Origin of the sequence: Bacteroides sp. AM37-9, assembly GCF_003603455.1 — a bacterium.
Taxonomy (GTDB): Bacteria; Bacteroidota; Bacteroidia; order Bacteroidales; family Bacteroidaceae; genus Bacteroides; species Bacteroides xylanisolvens.
The window spans coordinates 147,014-173,144 of the sequence record NZ_QTNF01000003.1 but is presented as its reverse complement, the minus strand read 5'-3'; the positions used below and the strand labels follow the sequence as shown (position 1 = coordinate 173,144).

The 26,131-nt window shown below is 48.3% G+C and carries 22 protein-coding genes and 2 pseudogenes; 21 read left to right on the top strand and 3 right to left on the bottom strand.

What is annotated here, in order from left to right:
- Positions 1–21 precede the first annotated feature (21 nt).
- The 14 genes and pseudogenes from pfkA to DW862_RS25760 all read left to right on the top strand — a co-directional run bounded on the left by pfkA (position 22) and on the right by DW862_RS25760 (position 16,304).
- Positions 22–1,008: a 6-phosphofructokinase gene (gene pfkA, locus DW862_RS03350; RefSeq protein ID WP_004308113.1), complete on the top strand. Its 987-nt coding sequence runs from the start codon at positions 22–24 to the stop codon at positions 1,006–1,008.
- Positions 1,009–1,020: 12 nt separating this feature from the next.
- Positions 1,021–2,796, top strand: coding sequence for a cation:proton antiporter (locus DW862_RS03345; RefSeq protein WP_087306319.1), 1,776 nt, complete (start codon positions 1,021–1,023; stop codon positions 2,794–2,796).
- 6 nt (positions 2,797–2,802) lie between these two features.
- A complete protein-coding gene (gene glgP, locus DW862_RS03340; RefSeq protein ID WP_004313433.1) occupies positions 2,803–5,361 on the top strand; it encodes an alpha-glucan family phosphorylase in 2,559 nt (852 codons plus the stop codon).
- 6 nt (positions 5,362–5,367) lie between these two features.
- Positions 5,368–6,186 carry an arginase family protein gene (locus DW862_RS03335; RefSeq protein ID WP_087306317.1) on the top strand — a complete coding sequence of 273 codons (819 nt, stop codon included), beginning with the start codon at positions 5,368–5,370 and terminating at the stop codon, positions 6,184–6,186.
- Positions 6,187–6,240: 54 nt separating this feature from the next.
- A complete protein-coding gene (locus DW862_RS03330) occupies positions 6,241–6,777 on the top strand; it encodes a methylglyoxal synthase (protein ID WP_008775197.1) in 537 nt (178 codons plus the stop codon).
- 234 nt (positions 6,778–7,011) lie between these two features.
- Entirely contained in the window at positions 7,012–9,417 is a 2,406-nt protein-coding gene (locus DW862_RS03325; protein ID WP_004312905.1) for an ATP-binding protein, read from the top strand.
- Positions 9,395–10,681, top strand: a complete 1,287-nt coding sequence (locus DW862_RS03320) for a sigma-54 dependent transcriptional regulator (RefSeq protein ID WP_087306315.1) — start codon at positions 9,395–9,397, stop codon at positions 10,679–10,681. Before DW862_RS03325 ends, DW862_RS03320 begins: the two co-directional genes overlap by 23 nt.
- 214 nt (positions 10,682–10,895) lie before the next feature.
- Positions 10,896–11,513: an RteC domain-containing protein gene (locus DW862_RS03315; RefSeq protein WP_004308105.1), complete on the top strand. Its 618-nt coding sequence runs from the start codon at positions 10,896–10,898 to the stop codon at positions 11,511–11,513.
- Positions 11,514–11,755: 242 nt separating this feature from the next.
- Positions 11,756–12,100 carry a conjugal transfer protein MobA gene (mobA, locus tag DW862_RS03310; RefSeq protein WP_241150200.1) on the top strand — a complete coding sequence of 115 codons (345 nt, stop codon included), beginning with the start codon at positions 11,756–11,758 and terminating at the stop codon, positions 12,098–12,100.
- Between the two features lie 89 nt (positions 12,101–12,189).
- Entirely contained in the window at positions 12,190–12,876 is a 687-nt protein-coding gene (locus tag DW862_RS25770) for a relaxase/mobilization nuclease domain-containing protein (RefSeq protein ID WP_004308102.1), read from the top strand.
- A gap of 138 nt (positions 12,877–13,014) precedes the next feature.
- Complete coding sequence (locus tag DW862_RS25765) at positions 13,015–13,314, top strand: hypothetical protein (RefSeq protein ID WP_004308101.1); 300 nt, start codon at positions 13,015–13,017, stop codon at positions 13,312–13,314.
- Positions 13,315–13,347: 33 nt separating this feature from the next.
- Positions 13,348–15,360, top strand: a pseudogene (gene mobC / locus DW862_RS03295) (conjugal transfer protein MobC).
- Positions 15,361–15,398: 38 nt separating this feature from the next.
- Positions 15,399–16,142 (top strand): annotated as a pseudogene (locus DW862_RS03285) (DNA adenine methylase).
- Positions 16,143–16,304 carry a hypothetical protein gene (locus DW862_RS25760; protein WP_004308096.1) on the top strand — a complete coding sequence of 54 codons (162 nt, stop codon included), beginning with the start codon at positions 16,143–16,145 and terminating at the stop codon, positions 16,302–16,304.
- Between the two features lie 126 nt (positions 16,305–16,430).
- Here DW862_RS25760 and DW862_RS03280 read toward each other — a convergent pair whose 3' ends face one another.
- Genes DW862_RS03280 through DW862_RS03275 form a run of 3 tightly spaced genes read right to left on the bottom strand, consistent with a single transcriptional unit; the run spans position 16,431 to position 17,850 of the window.
- A complete protein-coding gene (locus DW862_RS03280; RefSeq protein WP_004318633.1) occupies positions 16,431–17,177 on the bottom strand; it encodes a toprim domain-containing protein in 747 nt (248 codons plus the stop codon).
- 45 nt (positions 17,178–17,222) lie between these two features.
- A complete protein-coding gene (locus DW862_RS25755) occupies positions 17,223–17,381 on the bottom strand; it encodes a hypothetical protein (protein WP_004311895.1) in 159 nt (52 codons plus the stop codon).
- Positions 17,382–17,397: 16 nt separating this feature from the next.
- Positions 17,398–17,850 carry a M23 family metallopeptidase gene (locus DW862_RS03275; protein WP_008771124.1) on the bottom strand — a complete coding sequence of 151 codons (453 nt, stop codon included), beginning with the start codon at positions 17,848–17,850 and terminating at the stop codon, positions 17,398–17,400.
- A gap of 230 nt (positions 17,851–18,080) precedes the next feature.
- Here DW862_RS03275 and DW862_RS03265 point away from each other — a divergent pair, with 230 nt between their 5' ends.
- Genes DW862_RS03265 through DW862_RS03235 form a run of 7 tightly spaced genes read left to right on the top strand, consistent with a single transcriptional unit; the run spans position 18,081 to position 26,128 of the window.
- Positions 18,081–19,220: a DUF4099 domain-containing protein gene (locus DW862_RS03265; RefSeq protein WP_087306308.1), complete on the top strand. Its 1,140-nt coding sequence runs from the start codon at positions 18,081–18,083 to the stop codon at positions 19,218–19,220.
- Positions 19,221–19,225: 5 nt separating this feature from the next.
- Positions 19,226–20,650: a DUF6047 family protein gene (locus DW862_RS03260; protein WP_087306306.1), complete on the top strand. Its 1,425-nt coding sequence runs from the start codon at positions 19,226–19,228 to the stop codon at positions 20,648–20,650.
- 4 nt (positions 20,651–20,654) lie between these two features.
- Positions 20,655–21,470 (top strand): DUF6047 family protein, encoded by an 816-nt coding sequence (locus tag DW862_RS03255; protein WP_087306304.1) that lies wholly within the window; start codon positions 20,655–20,657, stop codon positions 21,468–21,470.
- 4 nt (positions 21,471–21,474) lie between these two features.
- Complete coding sequence (locus DW862_RS03250) at positions 21,475–22,923, top strand: DUF6047 family protein (RefSeq protein WP_087306302.1); 1,449 nt, start codon at positions 21,475–21,477, stop codon at positions 22,921–22,923.
- A 6-nt stretch (positions 22,924–22,929) separates the two neighbouring features.
- Positions 22,930–23,241 carry a transcription-repair coupling factor gene (locus DW862_RS03245; protein WP_087306300.1) on the top strand — a complete coding sequence of 104 codons (312 nt, stop codon included), beginning with the start codon at positions 22,930–22,932 and terminating at the stop codon, positions 23,239–23,241.
- Positions 23,242–23,270: 29 nt separating this feature from the next.
- Positions 23,271–24,341, top strand: coding sequence for a DUF6047 family protein (locus tag DW862_RS03240; protein WP_120067291.1), 1,071 nt, complete (start codon positions 23,271–23,273; stop codon positions 24,339–24,341).
- Positions 24,342–24,361: 20 nt separating this feature from the next.
- On the top strand, positions 24,362–26,128 hold the full coding sequence (locus tag DW862_RS03235) for a DUF6047 family protein (protein WP_087306298.1): 1,767 nt from the start codon (positions 24,362–24,364) through the stop codon (positions 26,126–26,128).
- Positions 26,129–26,131: the final 3 nt, after the last annotated feature.

The following is a 26,131-nucleotide window of genomic DNA, read 5'->3' as shown; positions in this document are numbered from 1 at the left end:
ACAAAACAAGAACTGAGATAGATGAAAAAAGATGAATATATAGGAATCCTTACTTCCGGAGGGGACGCTTCCGGAATGAATGCGGCAATCCGTGCCGTGACCCGTACCGCCATTTTCAACGGCTTCAAAGTCAAAGGAATTTACAGAGGGTACGAAGGCCTGATAGCGGGCGAGTCCAGGGAACTTACGACCGAGGATGTGAGCAGCATCATCCAGCGTGGGGGAACCATCCTGAAAACGGCACGTTCCGAAGCGTTCACCACCCCGGAAGGACGCAGAGAGGCATACGATACCATGAGGAAAGAAAAAATCGGGGCGCTGGTAGTCATCGGGGGCGACGGCTCACTGACTGGAGCCCGCATATTTGCCGAGGAATACCCTGTCACGTGCATAGGACTGCCCGGTACCATCGACAATGACCTGTACGGTACCGATTTTACAATCGGATATGATACAGCCCTGAACACCATTGTGGAGTGTGTGGACAAAATCCGGGATACAGCCACCTCGCACGACCGAATTTTCTTTGTCGAGGTGATGGGACGCGACGCCGGTTTCCTCGCCCAGAACAGCGCAATAGCCTCGGGAGCCGAGGCCGCCATTATTCCGGAAGACCGGACGGATGCGGATCAGCTGGAGACTTTTATCGGACGCGGATTCCGGAAGACCAAGAACAGCAGCATCGTCATCGTGACGGAAAGCCCGGGCAATAAGAATGGCGGAGCCATGCACTATGCCGACCGGGTAAAAAGGGAATACCCCGGATATGATGTCAGGGTCTCTATCCTGGGACATCTACAACGGGGAGGAGCGCCAAGTGCCAACGACCGCATATTGGCCAGCCGGCTGGGTGAGGCCGCCATACAGGCCCTGATGGAGGACCAGCACAATATCATGGTAGGCATACATAACAATGAGATTGTCTATGTTCCTTTTGACCAGGCTATCAAGAACGACAAGCCCATTGACAAAAACCTGATCCGTGTCCTTAACGAGTTGTCCATATAAAATGTTACTCCTATGTCGGAAGTTGCCCCTTTAATATCAGACCTTGCCACTATCTTGATTATAGCCGGTATCATAACCGTCATTTTCAAATGGCTGGGACAGCCGGTCATAGTGGGATATATTGTGGCCGGTATTATGGCAGGTCCTTCCATTTCCCTATTCCCGACTGTTTCCGACCAGGCCAATATCAAGATATGGGCGGATATCGGTGTTATTTTCCTCCTGTTCGCCATAGGACTGGATTTCTCGTTCAGAAAGCTGATAAGTGTGGGAGCCTCGGCCATATTCTCCACTGTTATCATCGTCTGCGGCATGATGTTCCTGGGATATACGGCAGGCAATGCGATGGGCTTCTCACACACGAGCTGTATCTTTCTGGGCGGAATGCTGTCCATGTCCTCCACCGCCATCGTATTCAAAGCATTCAGTGACATGGGGCTTCTCGATCAGAAATTTACCGGTATTGTCCTGGGGATACTAATCATTGAGGACGTGGTGGCGGTAATCATGATGGTGGTCCTCTCCACATTGGCTGTAGGCAAGCATTTTGAAGGCTTCGAAATGCTGGAGAGCATATTGAAACTTGCGGCCTTTCTTATTTTCTGGTCAGCATTGGGAATCTATCTGATTCCTACCCTTCTGAAAAGATTGAACCGCTTTATTAGCAATGAAATACTGTTGACAACCTCCCTGGGACTATGCCTGGGAATGGTGATGATAGCGACAAAGGCGGGATTCTCCGCCGCGCTGGGTGCGTTCGTCATGGGATCCCTGCTGGCAGAAACAGATAAAGCGGAAGAAATCGCACATATCGTGCAACCGGTAAAGGACCTGTTCGCCTCCGTTTTCTTCGTATCAGTGGGAATGATGATCGACCCTGCCATGATATGGGAATATGCCGTTCCTGTTTTTATCCTGACGGCACTGGTCCTATGCGGGCAGGTCCTGTTCGGGAGTTTCGGCGTGTTGCTTTCCGGACAACCGCTAAAGATTGCGATACAAGCCGGCTTTTCCCTGGCACAAGTGGGTGAGTTTGCGTTCATCATCGCTTCGTTAGGAATCAGTCTGAATGTAATGGACAAATACCTTTATCCGGTCATAGTGGCAGTATCGGTCATCACCACTTTCCTTACTCCTTATATGATAAGACTGTCGGATCCCGTCTACTGTTTTGCAGACAGGCACTTGCCACAATTCCTGAAAGATTACCTGACGCATTATTCTTCTGGAACAATGACCACAAGACATCAAGGCTCCTGGCACAAGCTCATCAGGTCCATGTTGGTATCCGTCACCCTTTATCTGGTGGTATGCCTGTTTTTCATAGCGCTGTTCTTCTCCTATGCGTATCCTCTGGTAATGGGACGTATTCCGGGGATGAAAGGAAGCCTGCTGAGCTTCGTTCTTGTCCTCCTTATCATATCCCCGTTTTTGTGCGCCATCATCATGAAGAAAAACAATTCCGTCGAATTCCGCAAACTTTGGGCGGACAACAGGTTCAACAGGGGGCTGTTGGTATCAATGATAGTGATCAAGGTGTTGATCTGTATCATTATCGTAATGGGTATCATCATCCGTCTTTTCAATGTCGCTTTGGGGTCAGGACTGATATTATCTTTCCTGATCATTGTCGTTATCTATTTTTCCAAGTGGATACGGAAACGATCGCTAAGTATGGAAAAACAGTTCCTCGAGAATTTCCAGGGTACAGCCGGGACATTTCCACAGGAAGAACCGGAAACAGGAGAAACCTCCACAGAAAAAAATCATGAACTATCAAATAAGTAAAATGTTATGGAATATTCAAGTTATCATGTAAACGTCCCACAATGGAGGGAGATTACAGTCGGTTCACACCTTCCGGCAGAATTGCGGAGATTTGCGGAGATGGCACATAATCTTTGGTGGACCTGGAACGAGGATGCGAAGAGTTTATATAGTGGTTTGAACCCGGAACTATGGGAAGAGGCGGAACAGAATCCGGTACTGTTTCTGGAACGGATGGATTATGAAGAGCTGGAGGCACTGACACATGACGGAAACTTCATGCGTAAGATGGAAAACGTATATTCCACTTTTAAGGCGTATCTTGATGTGGAGCCGGACCACAGCCGTCCGTCAGTTGCCTATTTCAGCATGGAATATGGTCTGGACAGGGTTCTTAAAATCTATTCCGGCGGTCTGGGCATATTGGCAGGTGACTATCTGAAGGAAGCTTCGGACAGTAACGTAGACCTCTGCGCTGTAGGGCTTTTATATCGTTATGGCTATTTTGACCAGGCTCTGGCGATGGACGGGCAGCAACAGGTTCATTATGACCCACAGAATTTCGGGCAGCTTCCGATAGAGAAAGTGATGCAGCCTGACGGGCGACAACTGGTAATCCATGTTCCCTATGCCGACAGTTTCACGGTCCATGCCAATGTATGGAAGGCCAATGTGGGACGTGTTTCCCTCTACCTGCTGGATACGGACAATGAACTGAACAGCGAGTTCGACCGTCCGATTACCCATCACCTGTATGGCGGTGACTGGGAAAACCGGCTCAAGCAGGAAATACTGCTCGGCATCGGAGGAATGATGACATTAAAAGTATTGGGCATCGAGAAAGATGTATATCACTGCAACGAGGGGCATGCCGCACTGATCAATATCCAGCGGTTATGCGACTATATATCCGAAGGCCTGGACTTCGGACAAGCCATGGAACTGGTTAGGGCTTCCTCGCTTTACACTGTGCATACACCTGTGCCTGCCGGCCATGACTATTTCGATGAGGGGCTTTTCAATAAATATATGAAAGGATATCCTGATAAGCTGGGCATTACGTGGGACGAGTTGATGAACCTCGGACGGCAAACTCCGGGCAACAAGGGAGAACGTTTCTGCATGTCGGTATTCGCCTGCAAAACCAGCCAGGCGGTAAACGGTGTCAGCAAGCTGCACAAGTCCGTTTCACAGCAGATGTTCGCGCCTCTCTGGAAAGGCTATTTCCCGGAAGAGAACCATGTGGGCTATGTGACGAATGGCGTACACTTTCCCACTTGGTGTACGGCGGAGTGGAAAAAGCTGTTTAAGGACAATTTCGATGAGAATTTCATGAACGACCAGTCCAATCAGGAAATATGGAAAGGCGTTTATAATATACCCGATGAAGAGATATGGAACATGCGGAAAAGGTTGAAAACCAAACTGATATCCTACATCAAGTGGAAATGCGGCCGGGACTGGCTCAAAAGCCAGGTTGACCCGGCATTGGGTGTCTCCATTTTCGAGAAGTTTAATCCGAATGCTCTTCTTGTCGGCTTCGGAAGGCGCTTTGCAACTTACAAAAGAGCTCATCTTTTGTTTACCGATTTGGATCGTCTGGCGCGGATTGTGAACAATCAGGAACATCCCATACAGTTTGTCTTTGCAGGAAAAGCCCATCCAAACGACACTGCCGGGCAAGGGCTCATCAAGCAGATTGTGGAGATATCCCGCCGTCCTGAATTCTTGGGTAAAATCATCTTCCTTGAGAATTATGACATGGACCTGGCACGGCATCTTATTTCCGGGGTTGACATCTGGATGAATACTCCCACCCGTCTTGCGGAGGCTTCCGGAACTTCCGGTGAGAAGGCTCTGATGAACGGCGTACTCAACTTCTCCGTGCTGGACGGTTGGTGGTACGAAGGCTACCGCAAGGAGGCGGGATGGGCCATCACCGACAAGGCCACCTATCAGGATGAACAGTACCAGAACCAACTGGATGCGGAAACAATTTATTTCCTGCTGGAACATAATATCCTGCCGTTATATTATGAACGGAAAGAAAAAGACTATCCGGAAACCTGGGTCAAGTACATCAAGAACTCGGTTGCGCAAATAGCTCCCCGCTTCACGATGAAAAGACAGCTGGATGACTACTATGACGGATTTTACAACAAGTTGTCGGAACACTTTCATGTTTTGGCGGCGGACAATTATGCAAAGGCGAAAACGCTTGCCGGCTGGAAGGCAGCTGTCGACAGCAGATGGAATGCCGTGGAAATCGTTTCCGTGAATGCGGGAAAAGGATTGGACGCCACGGTGGAGGCTGGTAAGGAATACGAGATGACGGTCGTCATTGACGAGAAAGGGCTGGACAACGCGATCGGATTGGAATCGGTCATTATACGGCATGAGGAGAATGAGGATCGCATCCATGAGGTCATTCCTTTTTCTTTGACATCCAAAGACGGAAACCTATACACTTTCAAGGCAATAACCAGAATGTTCAGCGCTGGAAGTTTCAAACAGGCATTCAGAATGTATCCCAACCATCCCCTGTTACCTCACCGGCAAGATTTTTGTTATGTACGATGGTTCTGAACGGACATGAATAAGCAAGAGTTACTGACAAATGGACGGTGTAAGAAGAAGGCGGACCGAGAAACCGTCTGGCCGGTTGTCATCATGGACTTCACCGGTGTGTATGCCCATGAGGTATTTGCACGGAACAATCAGTTCATTTGGCTAGACTGCCGTCACCTTTCTGGAACGAGAGGTTACTGTGACAAGGAGGGGATACGAAAATTGAAGCGGGTGATTGCCGGTTATCCAGCGGAAGGTATCCATTTCATTGATTCGGGCAATTATCATTACCTGACCAAATTATGGACAGACAAACTTCGAGTTCCGTTCTCTCTGATTGTATTCGACCATCACCCCGACATGCAGCCTCCCTTGTTCAAGGGCATGCTTTCTTGTGGGAGCTGGGTAAAAGACATGTTAGACCGGAATATGCTTTGCAAGAAAGTGGTGATAGTCGGTGCATCGGACAAACTGATACGCACCGTACCGGAAGAATACGGACAACGAGTCAGTTTTTATAGCGAAGCGACGTTAGCTCACGAGAAGGGCTGGCGCAATTTCTCCTCTGCGTATATTGAAGGACCGGTTTACTTGTCCATAGACAAGGATGTCCTGAACCCGGCATCCGCAGTAACAGACTGGGATCAAGGGTCTTTCAGCCTGCAGGAACTGGAGGAATTACTGGCAATTGTCCTTCGAAAGGAACGTGTAGTCGGCATTGATATCTGCGGGGAATGCTCCGCAACGCTTACTTTGTTTGAGGAGAGGCGGGAAGCCACCGTGGACAGCCGGGCGAACAAGGAGCTGCTCAAACTCATACAGTCATTCTCCTGTTTTTTATAAAGCTGTTGGATATTGTTAATTATATTATCACATAAACCATATTTTATTATTATGATGAAAACAATTGTTCGTAAAATCGGTCTGGTTGCACACGATGCAATGAAAAAGGACATGATAGAATGGGTTCTTTGGAACTCGGAACGTCTGATAGGGCATAAGTTCTATTGTACGGGAACCACCGGTACACTCATTAAAAAAGCGCTCGAAGAGAAACATCCTGAAACAGAATGGGATATCACGATTCTGAAATCCGGTCCTTTAGGTGGTGACCAGCAAATGGGCTCACGTATTGTGGAAGGAGAGATTGATTATTTGTTCTTTTTCACGGATCCGATGACATTGCAGCCACATGACACGGATGTAAAGGCACTGACCCGGCTGGCGGGAGTTGAAAATATAGTTTTCTGTTGTAACCGTTCGACAGCGGACCATATTATTTCCAGTCCTTTGTTTCTTGACCCGACCTACAAACGGATTCATCCAGACTATACCAATTATACACAACGCTTTGAAAACAAAGAAATTGTATCGGAAGCAGTAGAACGGGTGAAGAAACGGATGAGCCGAAATGAAAACAATATGATCGAATGAGAATGTAATGTCCAATAAAGGGGATGTGATATGTTTCAGTCATAAAAAGCAGGTTCCTATCCTTTCTGTGAGTATAAAAAAAGATTAAAAGATCAACTGTGTGATAGCAAACTTGCGAGGTATCCTCAAATGGTTTGAAACAGTAATAAACTTTTATCATAAGTTTCTATTATTCCCTTTTATATGAGCGAACACGCCTTTTTGTAGGATTCCAATATAAGAATGAAGACTTCCATGTGGTTGAAACTTAAAATCCTTTTAGGATATGTCATACTGCTTCTCCTGCTCGTCCTGACCATTCATATCTTCCGCAAGGAACAGACGAGGCGGAACAGCCTGCGACAGGATGAGCATGAACTGGCCTGTATCCGGCATCTGGCCGGAGAAACATACGCGGGCTTGCTGGGACTGGCCACTTACGGTGAAACAGCCAGCGTCTGGGATGAAAGCGACCTTGGACTCTACCACACAAAAAAAGACAGTGTCTGTAACATGTTGCAGACACTGAAAAGGTATGTGAAGTCTCCCGAACAACAGTCGCGCATAGATTCGTTATGCCTGCTGCTGGAAAGAAAGGAACTGTTGTTAGACACGGTCATGGACACGTTCGGGCGTCTGCGCAAGACCGGCGAGATCGTGAACAGCAAGATTCCGGCAATCGTGTCCCATATCCAGCAGGCGGATGTCCTTCCTGCCGAGAAAAAGAAGGAGGAGGAAACTCCGAAGAAGGGTTTCTGGTCATTCATCAGGCCCGGGAGGAAAAAATCGGCCTATCTGCAGCAGAAGGAACAGCTGGAACGCCAGCGACAGTCCATTGGTAAACATCAGGGTACCACATCTGTCACGAGCATGCTGCACTCCCTTGACAGGGAGGTGACCGACATGCAGAAAGCCGAACGGGAAAGGCTGCTGGAACAGATGGACCTCCTGTACAGTAACAACACGGACCTGAACCACAGGCTACACCGGATTGTCAGGGACTTTGAGGCGGATGCTGGAATACGGCTTGATGAGCGTTACAGGCAATTCATTTCCACACGCGACCGCTCGTTCCATACGGTCTCTCTGCTGGCTGTCCTCATCTCGTTGCTGACCGTCCTCCTGTATCTTATCATCCACCGGGATCTGAACAGGATAAACCAGTATCAGCGTCAGCTGGAAGCCTCCAATCGTGAGAACACGGAGCTCCTACAATCCAGAAAACGCATGATGCTCACCATCGCTCATGACCTTCGTGCGCCACTGGCTACTATCAAAGGATGCGCCGAACTGCTCCCCGGGGAAGAAAAGAAGAGCCGCAAGGACGAGTATGCGGAAAATATACTCCATTCTTCCGATTACATGATCGGGCTGGTCAATACGCTGATCGGATTCTACCTGCTGGATACCGGCAGGAACAAACCCATCCTTTCGATTTTCCGGCTGGAGACCCTTTTCAGCGAAACAGCCCGGAACTACGGTTCGCTGGCCAAAAAGAAAAAGCTGCGGCTGACAACCGCCTTTTCCGGTCTGGATGTGGTAGTAAGCGGTGACCGTTCCCAGCTCCAGCAAATCCTGAACAATCTGCTTTCCAACGCCATTAAATTCACCCGGCAAGGTGAAATCCGCCTGCAAGCGGAATACCGGAATAAAGAATTGCATTTCTCGGTACAGGACACCGGTACCGGGATGACGGAGGAAGAAACAACCCGGATATTCACAGCTTTTGAACGGTTGGACAATGCCCGTAATGTTCCCGGTTTCGGATTGGGGCTGGCCATTGCAAGCAGGCTGGTCTCCGGGATGCAGGGAAGCCTTACCGTAAAAAGCAAACCGGGTGAAGGCAGCACGTTTACCGCATTCCTGCCACTCCTTGAGGCGGATGAATCCACCCAGATGGATGAGACACGCATCGCTACTGATTATCATCTGGATGGAATCAACGTACTGGTCATTGATGACGACCGGATGCAACTGAACATTACCAAAGAGATGTTTAACCGTAACGGAGTGCGGTGCGACTGCTGCCAGACCAGCCGTGAACTGGTTACCCGGCTACGGTCACAAAGATATGACCTGCTGCTGACGGATATACAGATGCCTGAAACGGACGGCTACGGAATACTTGAACTGCTCCGGGCATCCAATATGGAGAACGCAAAGACAATCCCCGTCATAGCGGTAACGGCACGGGTGGATGATGACAACGAGTATCTGTCGGGCGGCTTTTCGGGCTGCATCCATAAACCATTCTCTATGGAAGAACTGATAAATACAGTGGCACAAGTGATAGGAGAAAAAGACAGAAAGGAGTATGCTCCCGATTTCTCACTCATCCTTTCAGGAGAGGACAACAGGGAGGAAATGCTCGCCCTGTTTATCGAAGAGAGCCGGAAAGACCTTGCCGCATTAACCGCTGCCTTAGACCGACAAGACAAGGAGGCCGCCGCCTCCATCCTGCATAAGAACCTGCCCCTATGGGAAACCGTCCGTCTGGATTTCCCCTTGTCTCATTTACGGGAACTGGTGACAGAACCTGCGACAGAGTGGACCAATAGACAATCCATGGAAATGCGGGACATCATCCGGGCAGTGGAAAAACTGATAGTATACGCTGAAAAATACGGGAGGAAAGCCTATGAAAACAATCCTGATTATTGAAGATGATATTGTGTTCAGCCGTAGCATCAGCAACTGGCTGGTGAAAAAAGGGATGAAAACCGAATGCGTGGCAACCCTTGCGAATGCCCGTAAAGCCATCGGGCAAAAGGAGTTCGACCTAATACTGGCAGACCTGCGCCTGCCGGACGGAAATAGCACCTCGCTCCTGAAATGGATGAATGAGAAGTACTACTCTATCCCTTTTCTGATCATGACCAACTACGGACAGGTGGAGAATGCGGTGACAGCCATGCAACTGGGAGCCATCAACTACCTGTGTAAGCCTGTGCAGCCAGACAATCTCCTGGCTCTGATAACGGAGATACTGGATAAAAACGATAACGAACAGGAGTTCTACCGAGGTGAAAGCCCCAAAGCCCATGAGATGTACCGTCTGATAGAGATGATTGCCTGTGCCGACATCTCCGTTCTGCTCCGTGGGGCTTCCGGCACCGGGAAGGAGCACATTGCAGCCGAGATACATGCCCGGAGCCATCGGAAGAACAAGCCGTATCTGGCTATCGACTGCGGGGCCATTTCCGATGAGCTTGCCGCCTCCGAGTTTTTCGGTCATCAGAAGGGAGCCTTTACCGGTGCGGAAAGCGACAAGGTCGGATTGTTCCGTGCCGTTAACGGAGGGACATTGTTTCTGGACGAGATAGGCAACCTTTCCTATAAGACACAGATGCTCCTGCTCAGGGCCTTGCAAGAGAAACGCTGCAAGCCGGTAGGTTCCACGAAAGAATACTCTTTTGATATCCGGCTGGTTGCCGCCACCAATGAGAATCTGGAAAAAGCCATCGGAGAAGGACGCTTCCGGGAAGACCTGTTCCACCGGCTCAATGAGTTCACTCTGCGGATTCCTACACTGGCAGAATGCCGGGAAGACATCCTTCCTCTGGCTTATTTTTTCTTGAAACTCACTTGTGCCAAGGCCCATAAATCGTTTCGTGGCTTTGACCGGCTGGCAGAGGCGGCACTGCTGGAATATCCCTGGCCGGGGAATATCCGTGAACTGAAGAATGTAATAGGTCGAGCCGTACTCATCTGCCAAGAGCAATGGATTTCCGTTTCAGACCTGAACATTGAAATCTCCCTTCCTAAAGAAGAAGAAACGCAGTGGACGGAAGAAGAAAAAGAAAAGGCGTTGCTTCTCCAGACCCTTGAAAAGACGGGTGACAACCGTTCCAAGGCGGCCCGGTTGCTCAATGTCAGCCGGACTACCCTGTATGAGAAACTAAGGAAATACCATATCATCGACTGACCGGAGGATAACCCGAAGCAAATGAGGTTTACAAAAGTGTAAGCCGTCCTAACATTCTTGTCAAGGACGGCTTACACTTTTTATTTACACCCGTTTCTATATGAAATTTGTTTATTGTTGATTGTCAGTATTTTAAAAAGGTATAGAGCTTTAAACGGTAGCAGAGGCATTTCATTTGGCCTACTCCGGTATAAACAAATCAAATGTATGCCGTATGAAACCATTTACAGAATGCCGTATATTCAATTATTTATCTCTGGCTTCAAGCCCAAAACAGACAGTTTCCGATGAAGAATTCTCTTCCTCCTATACCGAATATGAACAATACCTTTACGACCTCGCCATCGAATCGGTTTCTGTATCGGAAAGGCTGCGCCATCTGCTTCACAGCAAGGTAGAACTGATTTCCCTAAAGAAGTTATTCACCCGAACAGGACATTTCCACACGGCAGTAGCCGAATTCTATCTGGACAAATGCCTCCTGCTGGTGGAGGCGGAAATAGAGCTGGTCAATTTTGGTGTACAGTACCCCGGAACCATCACGACACCTTCCTCGTTTCTTTCATCGCTCCATTGGAAAGGTTCGCTGGTCAACCTGATGGAACTGATCTCCTCGCTGGATTACAGCGGGCTGATTACGGACGAAAGCGGCAAACGCCTCTCTTTCGCCGGTATCGTTTCCGCTTTTGAGAAACTCTTCAATGTTGCCATTCCCAAACCATATGACCTGCGTGCCGACCTTGCCCGGCGCAAAAAGAACTATTCCGTCCTGCTGCCCAAACTAAAGGAAACCTTTGAAAAGAACATCGCGGCTTGCGGAAACGGGAAGTGAACAGGGGTATTTTTACCCCCTGTCACAAATAGTCATCTCTTGTCATTTGTAGTCACTTTCCGATTTTAGGTTCGTATCAAAATTATCACTTATTTTGCTGCCGGATAAATAAAACCTGAAAAGATATGGCTAAAATCAATAGTACACGCAAACCCGGACGGGCTGACACTTCGAGCAAATGAAGAGGCGGACGGAATCCCAAAGAGGAATCAGAACTTCATTCTTATTATTACGGATTCCGTCTGGACGAACTCCAGAACATCGAGTTTGAGAGGCTCTTTGAGAATTCGGGAGCTAAAAATAAATCCCAGTTCATCCTTGCCGCCCTTTTCGACAAACCGATGAAAGTCGTGAAAATAGATAAGGCGGCAACGGACTACTACATCAAGCTGACCAACCTGCAGAGCGAATACCGCCGGATCGGAGTAAACTATAACCAGGCAGTCAAAGCTCTGCATACCGGACTATCCGAAAAGAAGGCTCTTGCCATGCTCTATAAATTGGAGCAACTGACTATTGAACTAATATCTCTCAACCGGGAGATTATCCGTCTCACCCAAGAATTTGAACAATGGTTGCAAAAATAACATCAGGAGCCTCCGTTTACGGGGCATTATACTACAATCAAGAAAAAGTGGACAAGCAGCAGGCACGGCCACTGGCATGAAACCGGATCATGGAACCGGCAGACGGCCATCCGACCATCCAGCACTGCATCCGTTCCTTCGAACCGTATCTGGCGGCTAACCGCCGGACTGAGAAGCCCGTTATCCACATTTCATTAAATCCACACCCGGACGATGTGCTGACCGATGAACAGTTGACCGCTATCGGCCAGGAATACATGGAAAAAATGGGATATGGCAACCAACCCTATATCATCTACCGGCATGAGGATATCGGCAGGCCCCACATCCATATCGTCTCCCTGCGTATTGACGAGCAGGGAAAGAAAATTAAAGATTACAAAGAATGGCAACGCTCGACCGCTGTTTGCCGGGAGCTGGAGAGGAAATACCATCTGCTACCCGCCGAGAAGATGGAGCGACGGGAATCCCTGCCGCTGACTGCCGTCGATTACCGGAAGGGGGATATCAAGCATCAGATAGCCAATGTGGTCAAGCCCGTCATGCAGGGATACAAGTTCCAATCCGTCAAGGAGTTTAAAGCCCTGCTTGGCCTTTTCCATGTAACGGTGGAAGAGGCCCACAAGACGATAAAGGGAAAGACCTATCATGGACTGGTCTATGCGGCTACCGATGAAAAAGGAGAACGGACCGGCGTAGCCATCAAATCCAGCAAGATCGGTAAAAGCGTAGGCTACGAGGCACTCCAAAAGAAATTTGTGAAAAGCAAACAATGAATTGCCCGACATCCCGTACCCGTACAGACGAAGGAAGCTATCGCTACCGCCCTGCAAGGACAGCCCACCCGTCAGGGATTCCTGCAGGAACTTTCTGGAAAAGGCATTGCCGCCATACTCTGGCAGAACGATTCCGGTGTGATCTATGGCGTGACCTACATCGACCATAACTCAAAGACCGTATTCAAGGGCTCGCTTCTGGGCAAAGAATATTCGGCATCGGTTATAAACCGGAAGTACGGCACGATCCCACCGGAAAAGACTGAAGAAGCCCCTGTTATCCATCCGTCCGAACCGGAAATGAAAGAGACGGAGCTGGTGGAAGGACTGCTTGATATATTCTCTTTGGAATCCTATCCGTATCCGGCAGACGACCTGACGCAAAGCCCTTACGGGAAAAAGAAAAAGAGAAAACGCAGAGGTCCGCATCTGGGCTAATAAAATGTATCACCATTAATTATCATACCGCTTATGTCACAAGACGAAACCAGAGGGCTCAATAAGAACCTTGACTTCATGAGGGCCATCAGCATCCTATTTTTAGTGATGAATGTCTATTATTTCTGCTATCCCTATTTTCTTTCCATGAACCTGAACATCGGTGTCGTGGACAAGATACTGCTCAATTTCCAGCGGGATACCGGGCTGTTTTCCCATTCGCTGGTGAGCAAGTCCTTCAGTCTGCTCTTCCTTTTCTTCTCCTGCATGGGAGCGAAAGGACGGAAGGACGTGGAGATGTCATGAAGGAGTATCGGCTGTTACCTTATAGCCGGGATGCTGCTCTTTTTTGGTAGCGAGCTCTTACTGACGGCACGCTTCCCCGTCGCGCTTCTAACCTTATTATATGTAGCTACCGTAGCTGCCGGATATATCAGCCTGCTTACCGCCGGAACCTGGATCAGCCGCCTGTTGAAGAACCAACTCATGGATGACGTCTTTAACGACGAGAACGAGAGCTTCATGCAGGAGCGCAGGTTGATTGCCAATGAATACTCGGTAAACCTGCCCACCCGTTTCCGTTACCAACGAAAGACCTATTCAGGCTGGATAAACGTGATTAATCCCTTCCGCGCCTCATTGATATTAGGCACGCCGGGATCAGGAAAGAGTTATGCCATCATCAATAACTATATCCGCCAGCAGATAGAGAAAGGATTCGCCGCCTATATCTATGATTTTAAGTATCCGGATTTAAGCATAATTGCTTATAACCAGCTGCTTAAAAACAAGGATAAGTATGCCAAGCCGGTCGGATTTTATGTGATTAATTTCGATGATCCCAGATACAGCCACCGGTGCAATCCCCTCAATCCTTCGTTTCTATCCGATATCGCGGATGCATACGAATCAGCGTATGTAATCATGTTAAATTTGAACAAGAGTTGGATTCAAAAGCAGGGAGATTTCTTTGTAGAAAGCCCGATTGTGCTATTTGCGGCGGTGATCTGGTATCTTAAAATCTATGAAAACGGGAAATTCTGCACCTTCCCACATGCCATAGAGCTATTGAATAAACCGTATTCCGACCTGTTCACCATACTGACCTCTTACCGGGAGCTGGAGAATTACCTGTCACCTTTTATGGATGCATGGAAAGGTGGTGCGATGGAGCAGCTCCAAGGGCAGATAGCTTCCGCCAAAATTCCGCTATCAAGGCTGATCTCACCTGCCTTATATTGGATTATGACCGGAGATGACTTCACGCTGGATATCAATAATCCGGAGGAACCCAAAGTTTTGTGCGTCGGCAATAACCCTGACAGACAGAATATTTACTCATGTGCGTTAGGATTGTATAATGCCCGTATCGTTAAAATGGTCAACCGAAAAGGCAGGCTCAAATGCTCTATTCTAGTGGATGAGGTTCCCACACTTTACTTTAAAGGACTTGACACCCTGATCGCTACCGCCCGTAGCAACAAAGTGGCAGTATGTCTGGGAGCACAGGATTTCAGCCAGTTAATACGTGACTACGGTGATAAGGAGGCGCGGGTGATCCAGAACACAATTGGAAATATCTTTTCCGGGCAAGTGGTCGGAGAAACAGCGAAAAACCTTTCTGAAAGGTTTGGGAAAGTGCTCCAACAGCGCAAATCCATTAATATGACCCGTGAAGACACCTCAACCAATATCAGTACCCAGCTCGACTCGCTGATACCTGCCTCCAAAATCTCCAACCTCTCGCAAGGAGAGTTTGTCGGCAGTGTCTGCGACAACTTCGGGGAGAAGATAGAACAGAAGATATTCCATTGCGAGATCGTGGTGGACAATGAACCGGTAGCCGCCGAAACAAAAGCCTACAAGCCTATCCCCGTCATAACCGACTTTACCGGTGCGGATGGTAAGGACCACATGCAAGAGGAAATCGAAAGGAACTACTATCAAATCAAGGAAGACGTGACGCAAATCATCGAAAAAGAGCTGCTTCGCATCCAAAATGATCCCAACTTGAAACACCTGCTGGAAACGGCAGACGATGAATAATCCCTATTTAATTTATTAATCATTTAAATGTTGTAAACATGGAAAAAAAGAAATGTTCTCCGGCCAACCTGCCGGGAAAACCCTGCTTCCCCTGGGTGGGAGGTAAAAGAAGACTGCTTCCCGTACTTATCGAATCCCTTCCGAAAGACTTCGGACAGATGGATACCTATGTAGAACCGTTTGTCGGTGGCGGCGCCCTCTTCTTCTGAATAAGACAAGCCTATCCGGAAATCCGTTGCGTCATCAACGACTCCAACGAGGCTCTGATCAATGTCTACCGCGTCATCAAGGAATCCCCGGAGCAGCTTATTAAAGTGCTTGCCCGGATACAGGACGAATACATCGCGCTGGAGGAACATGCCCGAAGAAGGGTCTACTTCATGGAGAAACGTACCTACTACAATGAAGGAAACCCGAATAACATCACCCGTGCCGCCCTGTTTATCTTCTTCATGCGTACCTGTTATAACGGCATCTACTCCGTGAACCATAGCGGAAAGCTGTCCGTCACTTTTGGTGCCGGGGGACGGGTAAAACTGTTGGAAGAGGAACTGATCCGCTTTAACCACAAGCTGCTGCAAGATGTTGTGATTCTGGACGGTGACTACCGGCAGACCGCAGAATACACCGGAGCCAACTCCCTATTTTATTTTGACCCGCCTTATAAGCCGGTCAATGAGGGTAACTCCTGCACCTCCTACATGCCACAGGACTTCGGAGATGAAGAGCAGATCAACCTGGCAAATTTCTGCAAGGGAATAGGTGAAACCGGTGCCAAATGAATGCTTTCCAACTCCGATCCCCGGCAAAAGAACCCTGAGAACACCTTCTTCGACGACCTCTATGCCGGTTTCCATATCCAGCGAATCAGCATCTTCCGTTCCATCTGTTCCATAGCCGAGAAAAGAGAAGCGGTCAATGAATTGCTGATCAGAAATTATTAAGAATAAATATCCGGTGGTAGCCGGGTAGCAATAAAAAGAGAGCCAAATTCCCTCCAGCAGGGATTTGACTCTCTTTTTTATTGCCTGCCTTTCATGCATCAGACAAGGACCAGTATTTTATAATTTTCAACCGGACTGTTTCTTTGCAGGCTTTTCAATCAGCTTCGGGGCTGTTTCGTGCTGATGATCCGTCTTGTTCTCCTGCGCCATCTTCCTGCCCAACAGGTAATCGTTCAAATCGTTATACTCCCGGTAGCAGTCGGACTTGTCCCTGACCGGGCATCCGGCTTGCGCCATCTGCTGAAAAGCCTGCCTTCCGGCGGAATCGTTATCCAGTAGGCAGAGGGCACTCTTATACTCTTTCAAGACAGGGATAGCCTTGCCTACATTGCTGACCGAATTTAAAACGATATAGTCCGGACCGTTTCCTTTAGGCTGTCCGTTACCGGGATGCGTAGCCTTGAGCGTGAGGTATGAGAGATAATCCATAAAGCCTTCAACCACTATGCAACGGTCGCTGCCATTTTTGATATGGGTAATCTCTTTGGGCGATATGCTGCCTTTTAGGTATTTGTTACGGATCTCGTACCCGCCGCTCCGGTTGGCAAAGCCTACGGCAAAATACCATTTTCCCTTGTTCTGAAAATGCACTTCCTTGCATGCTTCCCTTGCGATTTCAGGCAAGATGCCTCTTTCTTTGAGATATCCCAGCAAGACCGGGTTCGTCAGCGGATCAATGCGTACCTGCCGGTAGCCGGTAGCCTGCGGTTCCGCCTGCCGGGGAGAGGCTGCTACCGGACGGAAAGCAGCCGGAAAATGTCCCTCTATCGTTTTAAGCGCATAAGAGATATCCTTCGTCTTTTGAAGCTCCATCGCCAGGGTGATGATGTCCCCTCCCTGTCCGATGCCGAAATCGTATCATAGGTTGCGGGATGCGCTCACCTTGAAAGAAGGTGTCTTCTCCTCACGGAAAGGGGAACAATACCAGATACTGTCCCCTTGTTGTTTTACCGGGTTGAACCCCATACGCCGGAGATAATCCTCCAACTGAATGCTCTTGGCTTCTTCAATGTTCATTGTGTAACGGATTAAATTAATGACTCTTTTTAGAACGGGAATCCTTTAGTATCACCCACTGCAACGGATTCTGCGGCTTCCCGTTTTTTCTCAGTTCAAAATGCAGATGGTTGCCGGTCGCTATGCCGGTATGACCGACATTGCCGATATGCCGACCTATGCGTACATCGCTCCCTTTCCTCACATGCAATTTGCTCAAGTGTGCATACAACGTGGAAAAGCCGCCCGCGTGCCGGATTTCGATGTACCAGCCGTAACTGCTGCTATACCTGGCTTCAACGACTTTCCCGCTTCCTGAAGCATAGACCGGCGTGCCATAGGGTGCGGCAAGATCCACTCCGGCATGGAGTATCCTTTTCTTTTTCACCGGATGCATCCTTATACCGAAACCGGAAGAAACGGCATACCTCCTCCGACTTTCATTCAATGGATACAGAATAGGATAATCGGCCAGTACGGTAACCGGCAACCGGCTGTCTCATATGAAAGACTTTCACTGCCGGGCAGAGTGGATACGGTAGATGACAGCACTGAGTCCGGCTTTATATCCCTTTGACGGGGACTGTGCAAAAGCCGGACATGACAATAAGTGACAGAACATGACAATTAATGACAACTTCCTCATAATCAAACTATTTAATGACAAAGATAGTAATTTTACCCTCGTAAATGATTCATTAATCTTTAAAATTAACGTATATGAACGATGTGAATTTAGCTCCTGAAAACAAGGAAGCAACCCCGGAACACGGGTATTTGATGGCGTATGACAAGAAAGAGCAGAAAGCCAAAGGTGTAAAAGGAATCGCAGCGAACGGAGAGCTGGAAACGCTCGAAGCTAACGAGGCGAACAGGGACCAGTTTATCAAAGTGGACCAACGTGGAAACTTCTTCACCAACTTCGGGAAGAATTTTCTCTACCAGTACAATAATCCCGGTCGTTACTCCCTCTACAACATGCCGAAGGAAACGCCCGTAGAGCAGGCCAAAGAAAAGATCGAAGCGGCGCAGGAACCACAGAACGAAGCAGTCAGAAGGGAACTGGCTTCGACCAGGGTGTATAATAACCATCGCTTCAACGAGCGGGAAGTGAATTGGGAACAGGCCGCCAAATACGGCATTACCCCGGACGGACTGAAGAACGCAAAGGACAGCCTCGAAAGAATGTTGCAGGGAAAGACTTCCGCTATCGCTTTCCGTGTGGCAAAAAATTCCGAGCTGGGGCGTGAAAACGGGGATGCCAAACTCTCCCTGTTCCGCGACGAGAACGGAGCTGTCAAGTTCGACATCCACTACATCCGTCAGGCTCCCAAGATCGGGGAAGACTACAGGGGACATGTCCTGACGGAAGAAGACCTCAAGGCCCTGAACCAGACCGGCAATCTCGGCAAGGCGGTGGATGTAGTCATTGACTACCGTACCAAAGAAACCAAATCCTGCTACCTTTCCAAAGACCCGGTGACCAATGAATTGTTCCATATGCCCGTAGAGCAGACACGCATTCCGCGTAAGGTGAAAGATTATACGCTTTCTCCGAAAGAATACGATGCTGCCGTGCGCGGTGAGGAAGTACCGATCCGTTTCAAGTCTGATAATGGAAAATTTTATGCCACCTCCATCCAGATGAGTGCCGCCGAGCGAGGGGTGGAATTCCTCTGGGAAAGAAGCACCAAGAAGTTGGAAGAGGCACAGAAACAAGGTCAGGAACAAGACGGAAGCCAGCAGCAGCCCCATGCACCGGTACAAGTAGCCGGAAAACCCCGGAAAAAAGAGGAAGCCTCACAGCAAGCGGAAAAGAAACCGCGTACCCGTAAACCGTCCATCACACCTAAAATGTAAGAAAAATGGCAACCTATATTTCTGATGATCCCAAACTATTGGACGAGCTTTTCAGGAAAGACGGTGAAGGCCAGCTCCTTGTCGGTTATGAAACCGGCAAGGAGAAACCCCATGCAGAATCCTCCTATATGCTTTATCCTGCCAATCCCGACAGGCAAGACCCTGTCTATACGTTTATGGCCTTGTTCAGCCAACAATCGATAAAAGCCAAATACTCCGCCTTCGTACCGAATACCCGTCTGGAAATCTATTCATTCCCGAAGATGACGGATGTACCGGCTATCTCCGGAGATATTTCCAAAAAGGAATATATCAATCAGGTATTACTACCCTATATCCGGGAAAAGGGACTGGCTCCTCTAATAAGTACCAATCTGAGAAATGTCCTGTTTGCGCAGTCACGCAGCGATATCCTCATGATATCGGGAGAACTTCCGAAACTGACCACACAGCAGTTGGACGAGCTGGTCCATTTTCATCAGAAGCAGGATGAGCTGGCTGCCAGGTATGATTATAATCCGGTTTACAAATTACCGCTGCATGCTGTGGAAACGTCCAAAGGAATCTTGTTTTTCAGTGATACCAAAATGGGACGGGAGGGATTGAAGAGCTTTTACCAACAGTTATCCGGCAATTATTTCTGGGTTCATGGCGAACCCGGTCCTGTCAGGCAATACAACGTCAACTGCCTGTCCGACGATATCTGTCCTTTGGTGGATGCCTGCTACCGGAAGAATCCCCAAAGCGGAAAAGGGGAATATGATTTTGATAATGCTGTATTCTCAAAAGAGGCTTTCCGTGACAGGAAACAGTGGAAACTGGCGTTTGAAACGGACATGGAGCCGAGCGCTTCTGAATTTCTCCGCCTGAATGAATTTGCCGGATGTCCTGCGAGCCGTAACAATGCGGATATCAGCAAACTGTTGTATCTGATGGAGAACGGATTCAAGCGGGATATAATAAATGATCCCGATTTCGGATACCGGAATGTCTTTCAGGAGTATGTCACCCGGATAGACGACTGTATCAACGGACAGTCCTCGGGGCCAGATTTGTCAGATGTGCTGGATGACATGCGTTGGAAAGCGAAGAATATCCTTCTGACGGATTTCGATGTCCGTGGACACCGTACATTGGATAGGACACTGAATGACAGGAGCGTCCCGTTTCTCATCAATGGAACCGATGCCGGCGAAGCCATGAGGCAAGCCTTGCTGGAAGGAAAGTGGATCTACTGTCCCCAAATATCCAAGTCAATGCCAGATTTACATTTCCTCCATGCCGAAAAGACATGCAACCGGGTAATGGCATATACCAAATCTCCCGTAAACAAGACCGTGTATCAGGAGAAAAACGGCAAAATCATTCCATATGTACCGGCTTTGAAAAAGGTATCGAAAACGAAAAGGAACAATTCCCTCAAAATGTAATGATATGAAGCAACCTGAACAATCCTATACAGCCATAGAGACAGCCCATGGCTTTGTGTTCTTTACTGATACGACGGAAGGACAGAAAAACAGGCAGGACTTTCTGCAATTTATGGCAGACCATTACTTCGATCCCCATTTCAATCTTGGTCCGGTAAATGTTTACCGGGCAGAAGGAGTCCTAAAGGATGGACCCTATGTCAATCCGGGTGAAGGCCTGTACCCGGAATATGCTTACCTGCAGATGGATAAGACACCGGAAATGGAGCTGGTCTACCGGAATGAGATGAAGCCGACCTGGGAGGATTTCGGTAGTTTCTGCCACAATATGCATTGTACCAGCAGCCATCGCAACCGTAATATCGCTGATATTTTGGAGGAAATAGAAAGCAAGGACCGTAAATTACTGGAGCTTTCCAAACAAGGTACAGCATCGGATATCCGGCAGCAGATAGAAGAAACCGGCCAGGATAAAGCCTTGCTGGACAAACTCCTCAAGCAGTATTACGATGTGCGTGGACACCGGACTGTTGGGAACATCCTCCGCGACCCGATGGAATGTGTCACCGTAGACGGTGTCCGGCTCTTTACCCCTCACCGGCAAGTATTGGCGGCAGGGCACGGACTCTTCCTGCCGGGAGAGGCAAAAAGCAACCCGTCCCATGCCTATGCATGGATAAACGGGGATTTCACCCGGATCGTATTTTCTAAGGATCCTCCTGCGAACAAACAGGTGTTCAAAGTGAAAACAGTCATCGAAAAGGCTTTGAATAAAAAGCAGGACGTGAAAAAGAAAAGAAATACCCACCCTAAATTGTAGAAATATGGACAAGAGAAACCAAATGGAAAATCCTTTTTTCGATCCCGACAAGCCGGGAAGTATTTTTGTCGGTATGGACCGTTACCATCAGTACTCTCCCCACCAGCCCCAAAATGCCCTCACATTCATTCAGAAAGGAGATGCGGACAGCCTGTTCCGCAAATTCCTGATTGACAATATCAAGGAAGCGGAGTGCTGCCCCTATATTCCGGATACGGAACTGCTCCGGTTTGACCTGGCGAACATGAGGCAGGTTCCACCGGTAGATACCCATACCCCTTTCGAGGAATATATCAGCAAGGAACTGCTGCCGTATTTTCAAGAACACTGCATTCCCCCTGCCAAACGCATTTCCCTGCGTGATGCGGTCTATACCTATAAATACAAGAATGAACCGGACGGCGGCATATTGAAGAAGTATCTCATGCAGGAACCCGCATACTTGGAGTTTCGATTACAGCAACAGGAAAAAAGGACATTGTACCGGTGCCAGCCGCGGTACACATTCCCCTTAAAAGTGGTGGAGAATGACTTCGGATACCTTATCTTTTCCGGTAACGAGATCGGCAGGAACGGATTCAGGGAGTGCATCCGGTACATCACGGACCATTACTTCGACCCGCACTACGATACCGGCCATCTGGCCGTCTACGACAGTACGTTCATGGACAAGAACCTGGTTCCTCTCATAGATGCCGCTTACAAGCCGTGCAAACCGATGGAACTGGATTATTCCTTCGATTTTTATCCGGCATCCTATATCGGTCTTGACGAACTGCCCAAAGAATTCATCGACAGTTTAAAACCGGTATGCTACCATTCGATGGAAGCGACAGCCGGGGATTTTATAAAATTCGCCACCGACTGGCATTTCAATAAGGATACGCAGGTTTCCATCAGCCGGGAGAACCATGACATTTACCGGCTGCTGACCGTCATGCGTAACGGTTATATGAATATTCATGAACAACCGTTTACCTATTTCAATGAACTGCTGCCGTATGCCAAGGAATTTGAAAAAGTCACGCAGGTTAAATCTGCCGGCGAATTCGATACGGGAAAGTTCAAGCGGTTGTCTACGGAAATCCGGAAGGCTGCCGATGGAATTTTGAAAAGGGATTTCGATGTGAGAGGGCACCGTTCCCTTGAGAATATGTTGAATGACTCCACCGTTACCTTCACCGTCGGAAGCCGAAAACTGAATGAAGTTCAAAAGACGGCACTGGCTTCGGGATACGCACTGTATCTCCCGGAAAACAACAAGGAGGCGACAAGGCATCTCCTTTTTTGCAAGGCCGACTTTGAGCAGGGCAGAATTGAGGGTTCCTCCAAGCCCTTCGGCGTCAGGACATACGTGATAAAGGACGGACTGCTCTGTCCGCTGCCGGAAGAGAAGAATACCGTTAAAAAGACTGAGAATAAGAACAGACATAACAATAACCGTTTAAAATAAAGCGATATGATACCTAAAAGTCAGATGTACCTCGGAGCGCGGATTGTAGAGAACGATCCGGAAGAGGAAACTCCCGTTGTTCCCTATAAAGGACCAGTAACAGCCATTGAAGAAACCGGAAAAGGGGAACTGGATTACTTTGTCTATATCCGGCTGGATGATGAGTCCATGAAACAAAAAAGAATCTCCCTTTGCTGCCCGGACAAGATCATGACCTGTTTTCCATGGACTATAGACCTGGAAGAAAAACAGAAAATGGAGCAGAAAATGAAGAATAAAAAAGTTCCCGACCCGTCGAAACGGCATAGACTATCTTAATCAACCATTCATCTAAACCATAAAATAATATGAGTACATACATTGGTTTCAATTTGAACAGCAACAGGCAGATTGAACATTTCCAGACCATAGAGAATCGTTATGGCATCAATTCAGATGGCGGCAAATTTCTTTTCGGGCAGGCAGAACTGGCCTTGAAAGGCTCCTACATTCCTAAGGAAGAAGTCTATTTAATACCATATCAGGGTGCTGTACAACCGGGGAACATTGAAAGGTTCATCAAGGACATGACCCATAACGGAGGACTGTCTTGTGCAACTCATTTCCCATTGCGGGATATCGCCTTCGTTTACGAGAATACATCTCCTTATGGCATCCATAATGTGGATAGCATCCAGAGAATGCTTCAAAAGGCCAAAGACAATCCCCTGCTGAAAAAACAACTGAACGCTTACCGCGCATTCCATCAAGAAAAGGAAAAAGATATCTACAACAGGGTGATTACTGCAATAAATACGAACCAGGGAGTCCTGATGTTCAATGATACCGGCAGGGGGATACAGTGTGCGCAGAAATACCTGCAGCATATTGGCGATAATTTCTTCTCGCCGGTTTACAGGGATGCGGATAAACTGCAAATATATTATTTCAGCGCTTCCAATATCAATCTGATCAAAGAGGCGTCAAAGTGTTCGAACATGTTTGAACATGGCTTAAAAAAGATATACCTTCCCCAAAAGGCTCATTTCCTGGATTCAAATATGATAGCCAACTATACCCCGGCGGTAGAATGCAGCATGGCTCCATCTTTGGAATGTTATAACCAACTGGCCGAAAAGTTGAATCTGGGCAAGAGCCAGAAGAATTATAACATAGGCGTACTCGACCGGATCTGCAAGACCGGGCAAATCGGGAATTTGGAAAAAGACAGCCGGTTCAACCATCAAAACAGCTTTGTCTCCCTGGATGAACGGATCAGGCTGTCTTATGTGGGGAAGCAGGATGGCACACTGCTGAAAAATGCACTTGAACGGACCATCAAGGATACGGCAAAGAGAATCCTACAGACGGACTATGCGGTACGGGGCTATGAACCGCCCAAACAGGAAAAGAAAAAGAGTAGAAGTATCACCATGTAACTATTTTAAATTTCAATCGTATGCAAAAGCAAGAGATTTCAAACATTATGATTTTCTTTGTTACCCAGGACTTGGAAGGGCAACCCCGACAACTGGAGATGCACCTGATGCCGGAGAAAGAAGTATCGATGATGAATCAACGATTCACCGAATACCTCCAGCGGCAAAGGGAAATGTACAAGCCGTCCCTTGTCCAAAGCCACTTGCCGGATCTTTATCTGTGCCGCTACCAGTTTCCGGCAGGAGTAAGCTACCCGGATATCCGGCTCTTTGACAAGGATAACAGCTTGGTACAAAAATTCATCACCCGGAACGGAGGAAGCATGCAGGGCAATGTCTCATTGCGCGGACTGGAATACCTGCATTTTCACGATGAAGAAAAAAGCCTGCCCATGCTGGTAGCCAGCGGACTTGCCGACCACCTGCTTGTACAGCCGGAAGCCAAACGGTTCGCGCTGGCACAGGATACTCTCCACGACGATCCGTCGGAAACCCTGACCGCCGTGGAAACCGCCAAAGGAGTGCTTCTGTTCGAATATTCCGGCTTTGGAAAGACATGCTGCCATGCCTATATGCAACATCTGGCCGACCGTTTCTTCATTACGGACGAAGAGAAACCGGAGTTTGTCAACCTGTACAAGCTGACCCGTCCGGACGCAGAAGTGGTAAAGGCATTCCAAGCATCTCCCAATGCCTTCTCCTTATATACAAACTCTTTTCTGCCGGAGAAAGCACAATATCTGGATGCGACTATCCTGCGGAATGCCCGGCTGGACAGGAGCCACCGCATAGAACCGACATTCGATGCCTATGACAAGTTTGCTTCCTCCTATAACGTGCTCCCCAGTATTGCCAATGCCCAGATACTCCGGTTACTATCCTTACAGGAAACCGCAGGAATCTATGGGATAGACTATACAACCAGAAGGATTCCGTTCATACACAAGAATTCTTTCAACTCCCAGTTCAATGCGCTGCAGAATATTCCGGCTGAAAATAAAGGCGGACAGGAGAAGGTCAAATCACAGATCCGGGATCAGGCGGCCTATATCCTGAAACGTGATTACGGGCTTATCCCGGACAGCCTGCAAAACAAAGAGATAGACCCCATCATTTCCCTCCAGACTCCCAAAGGAGCCGTCTACCTGCCCGCCACGGATGAAGGAGCCATCTATAAACAGTGTTACCTGCAATATCTGGCTGACCGTTTCTTCACTCCGGAAGTACAGGCTCTGGGACGAATCAGAGAATTCTATATTTCCTGCCCGAACCATAGCACGGAGCATTACATGCAGAAGCATCTGGACCTTTTCCGGTCCAATCCTTTCTACGGGCAGCTGGCGAAAATGCCATTGTATCCGATAGAGCAATCCGAGCTGTTGAAGAAAGGCGGCTATCCCATAGAGCCGACATACCATGCATTCAAACAGTTTACGGAAGATTACCGGCTTTCGGTAACGCCGGAGAATGCCGAGATATTCACCCTGCTCTTTATACGGGAATACGGATTACCGGCTGATTTCAATACTAATGAAAGCTATAAGGAGTTCACCCACAAAGGAAATTTTAAACCGCTGGATCAAGAAATGTCCGAACTGCAATCCAAAAAGGGATATAGTGAAAAGGCATTCTACAATATTCAAAACAGGCAGCAGCAACTCGCGGACAAGATACTTGGCCTGAGATACAGACTGACCTGTCCTCCGTTGCAACTGACCGGACCGGCGGCTTCGGAAAAGAGAAAGACGGCTTCCCGTCAGAACAAGTCACATAATCCCCGCATCTAAAAC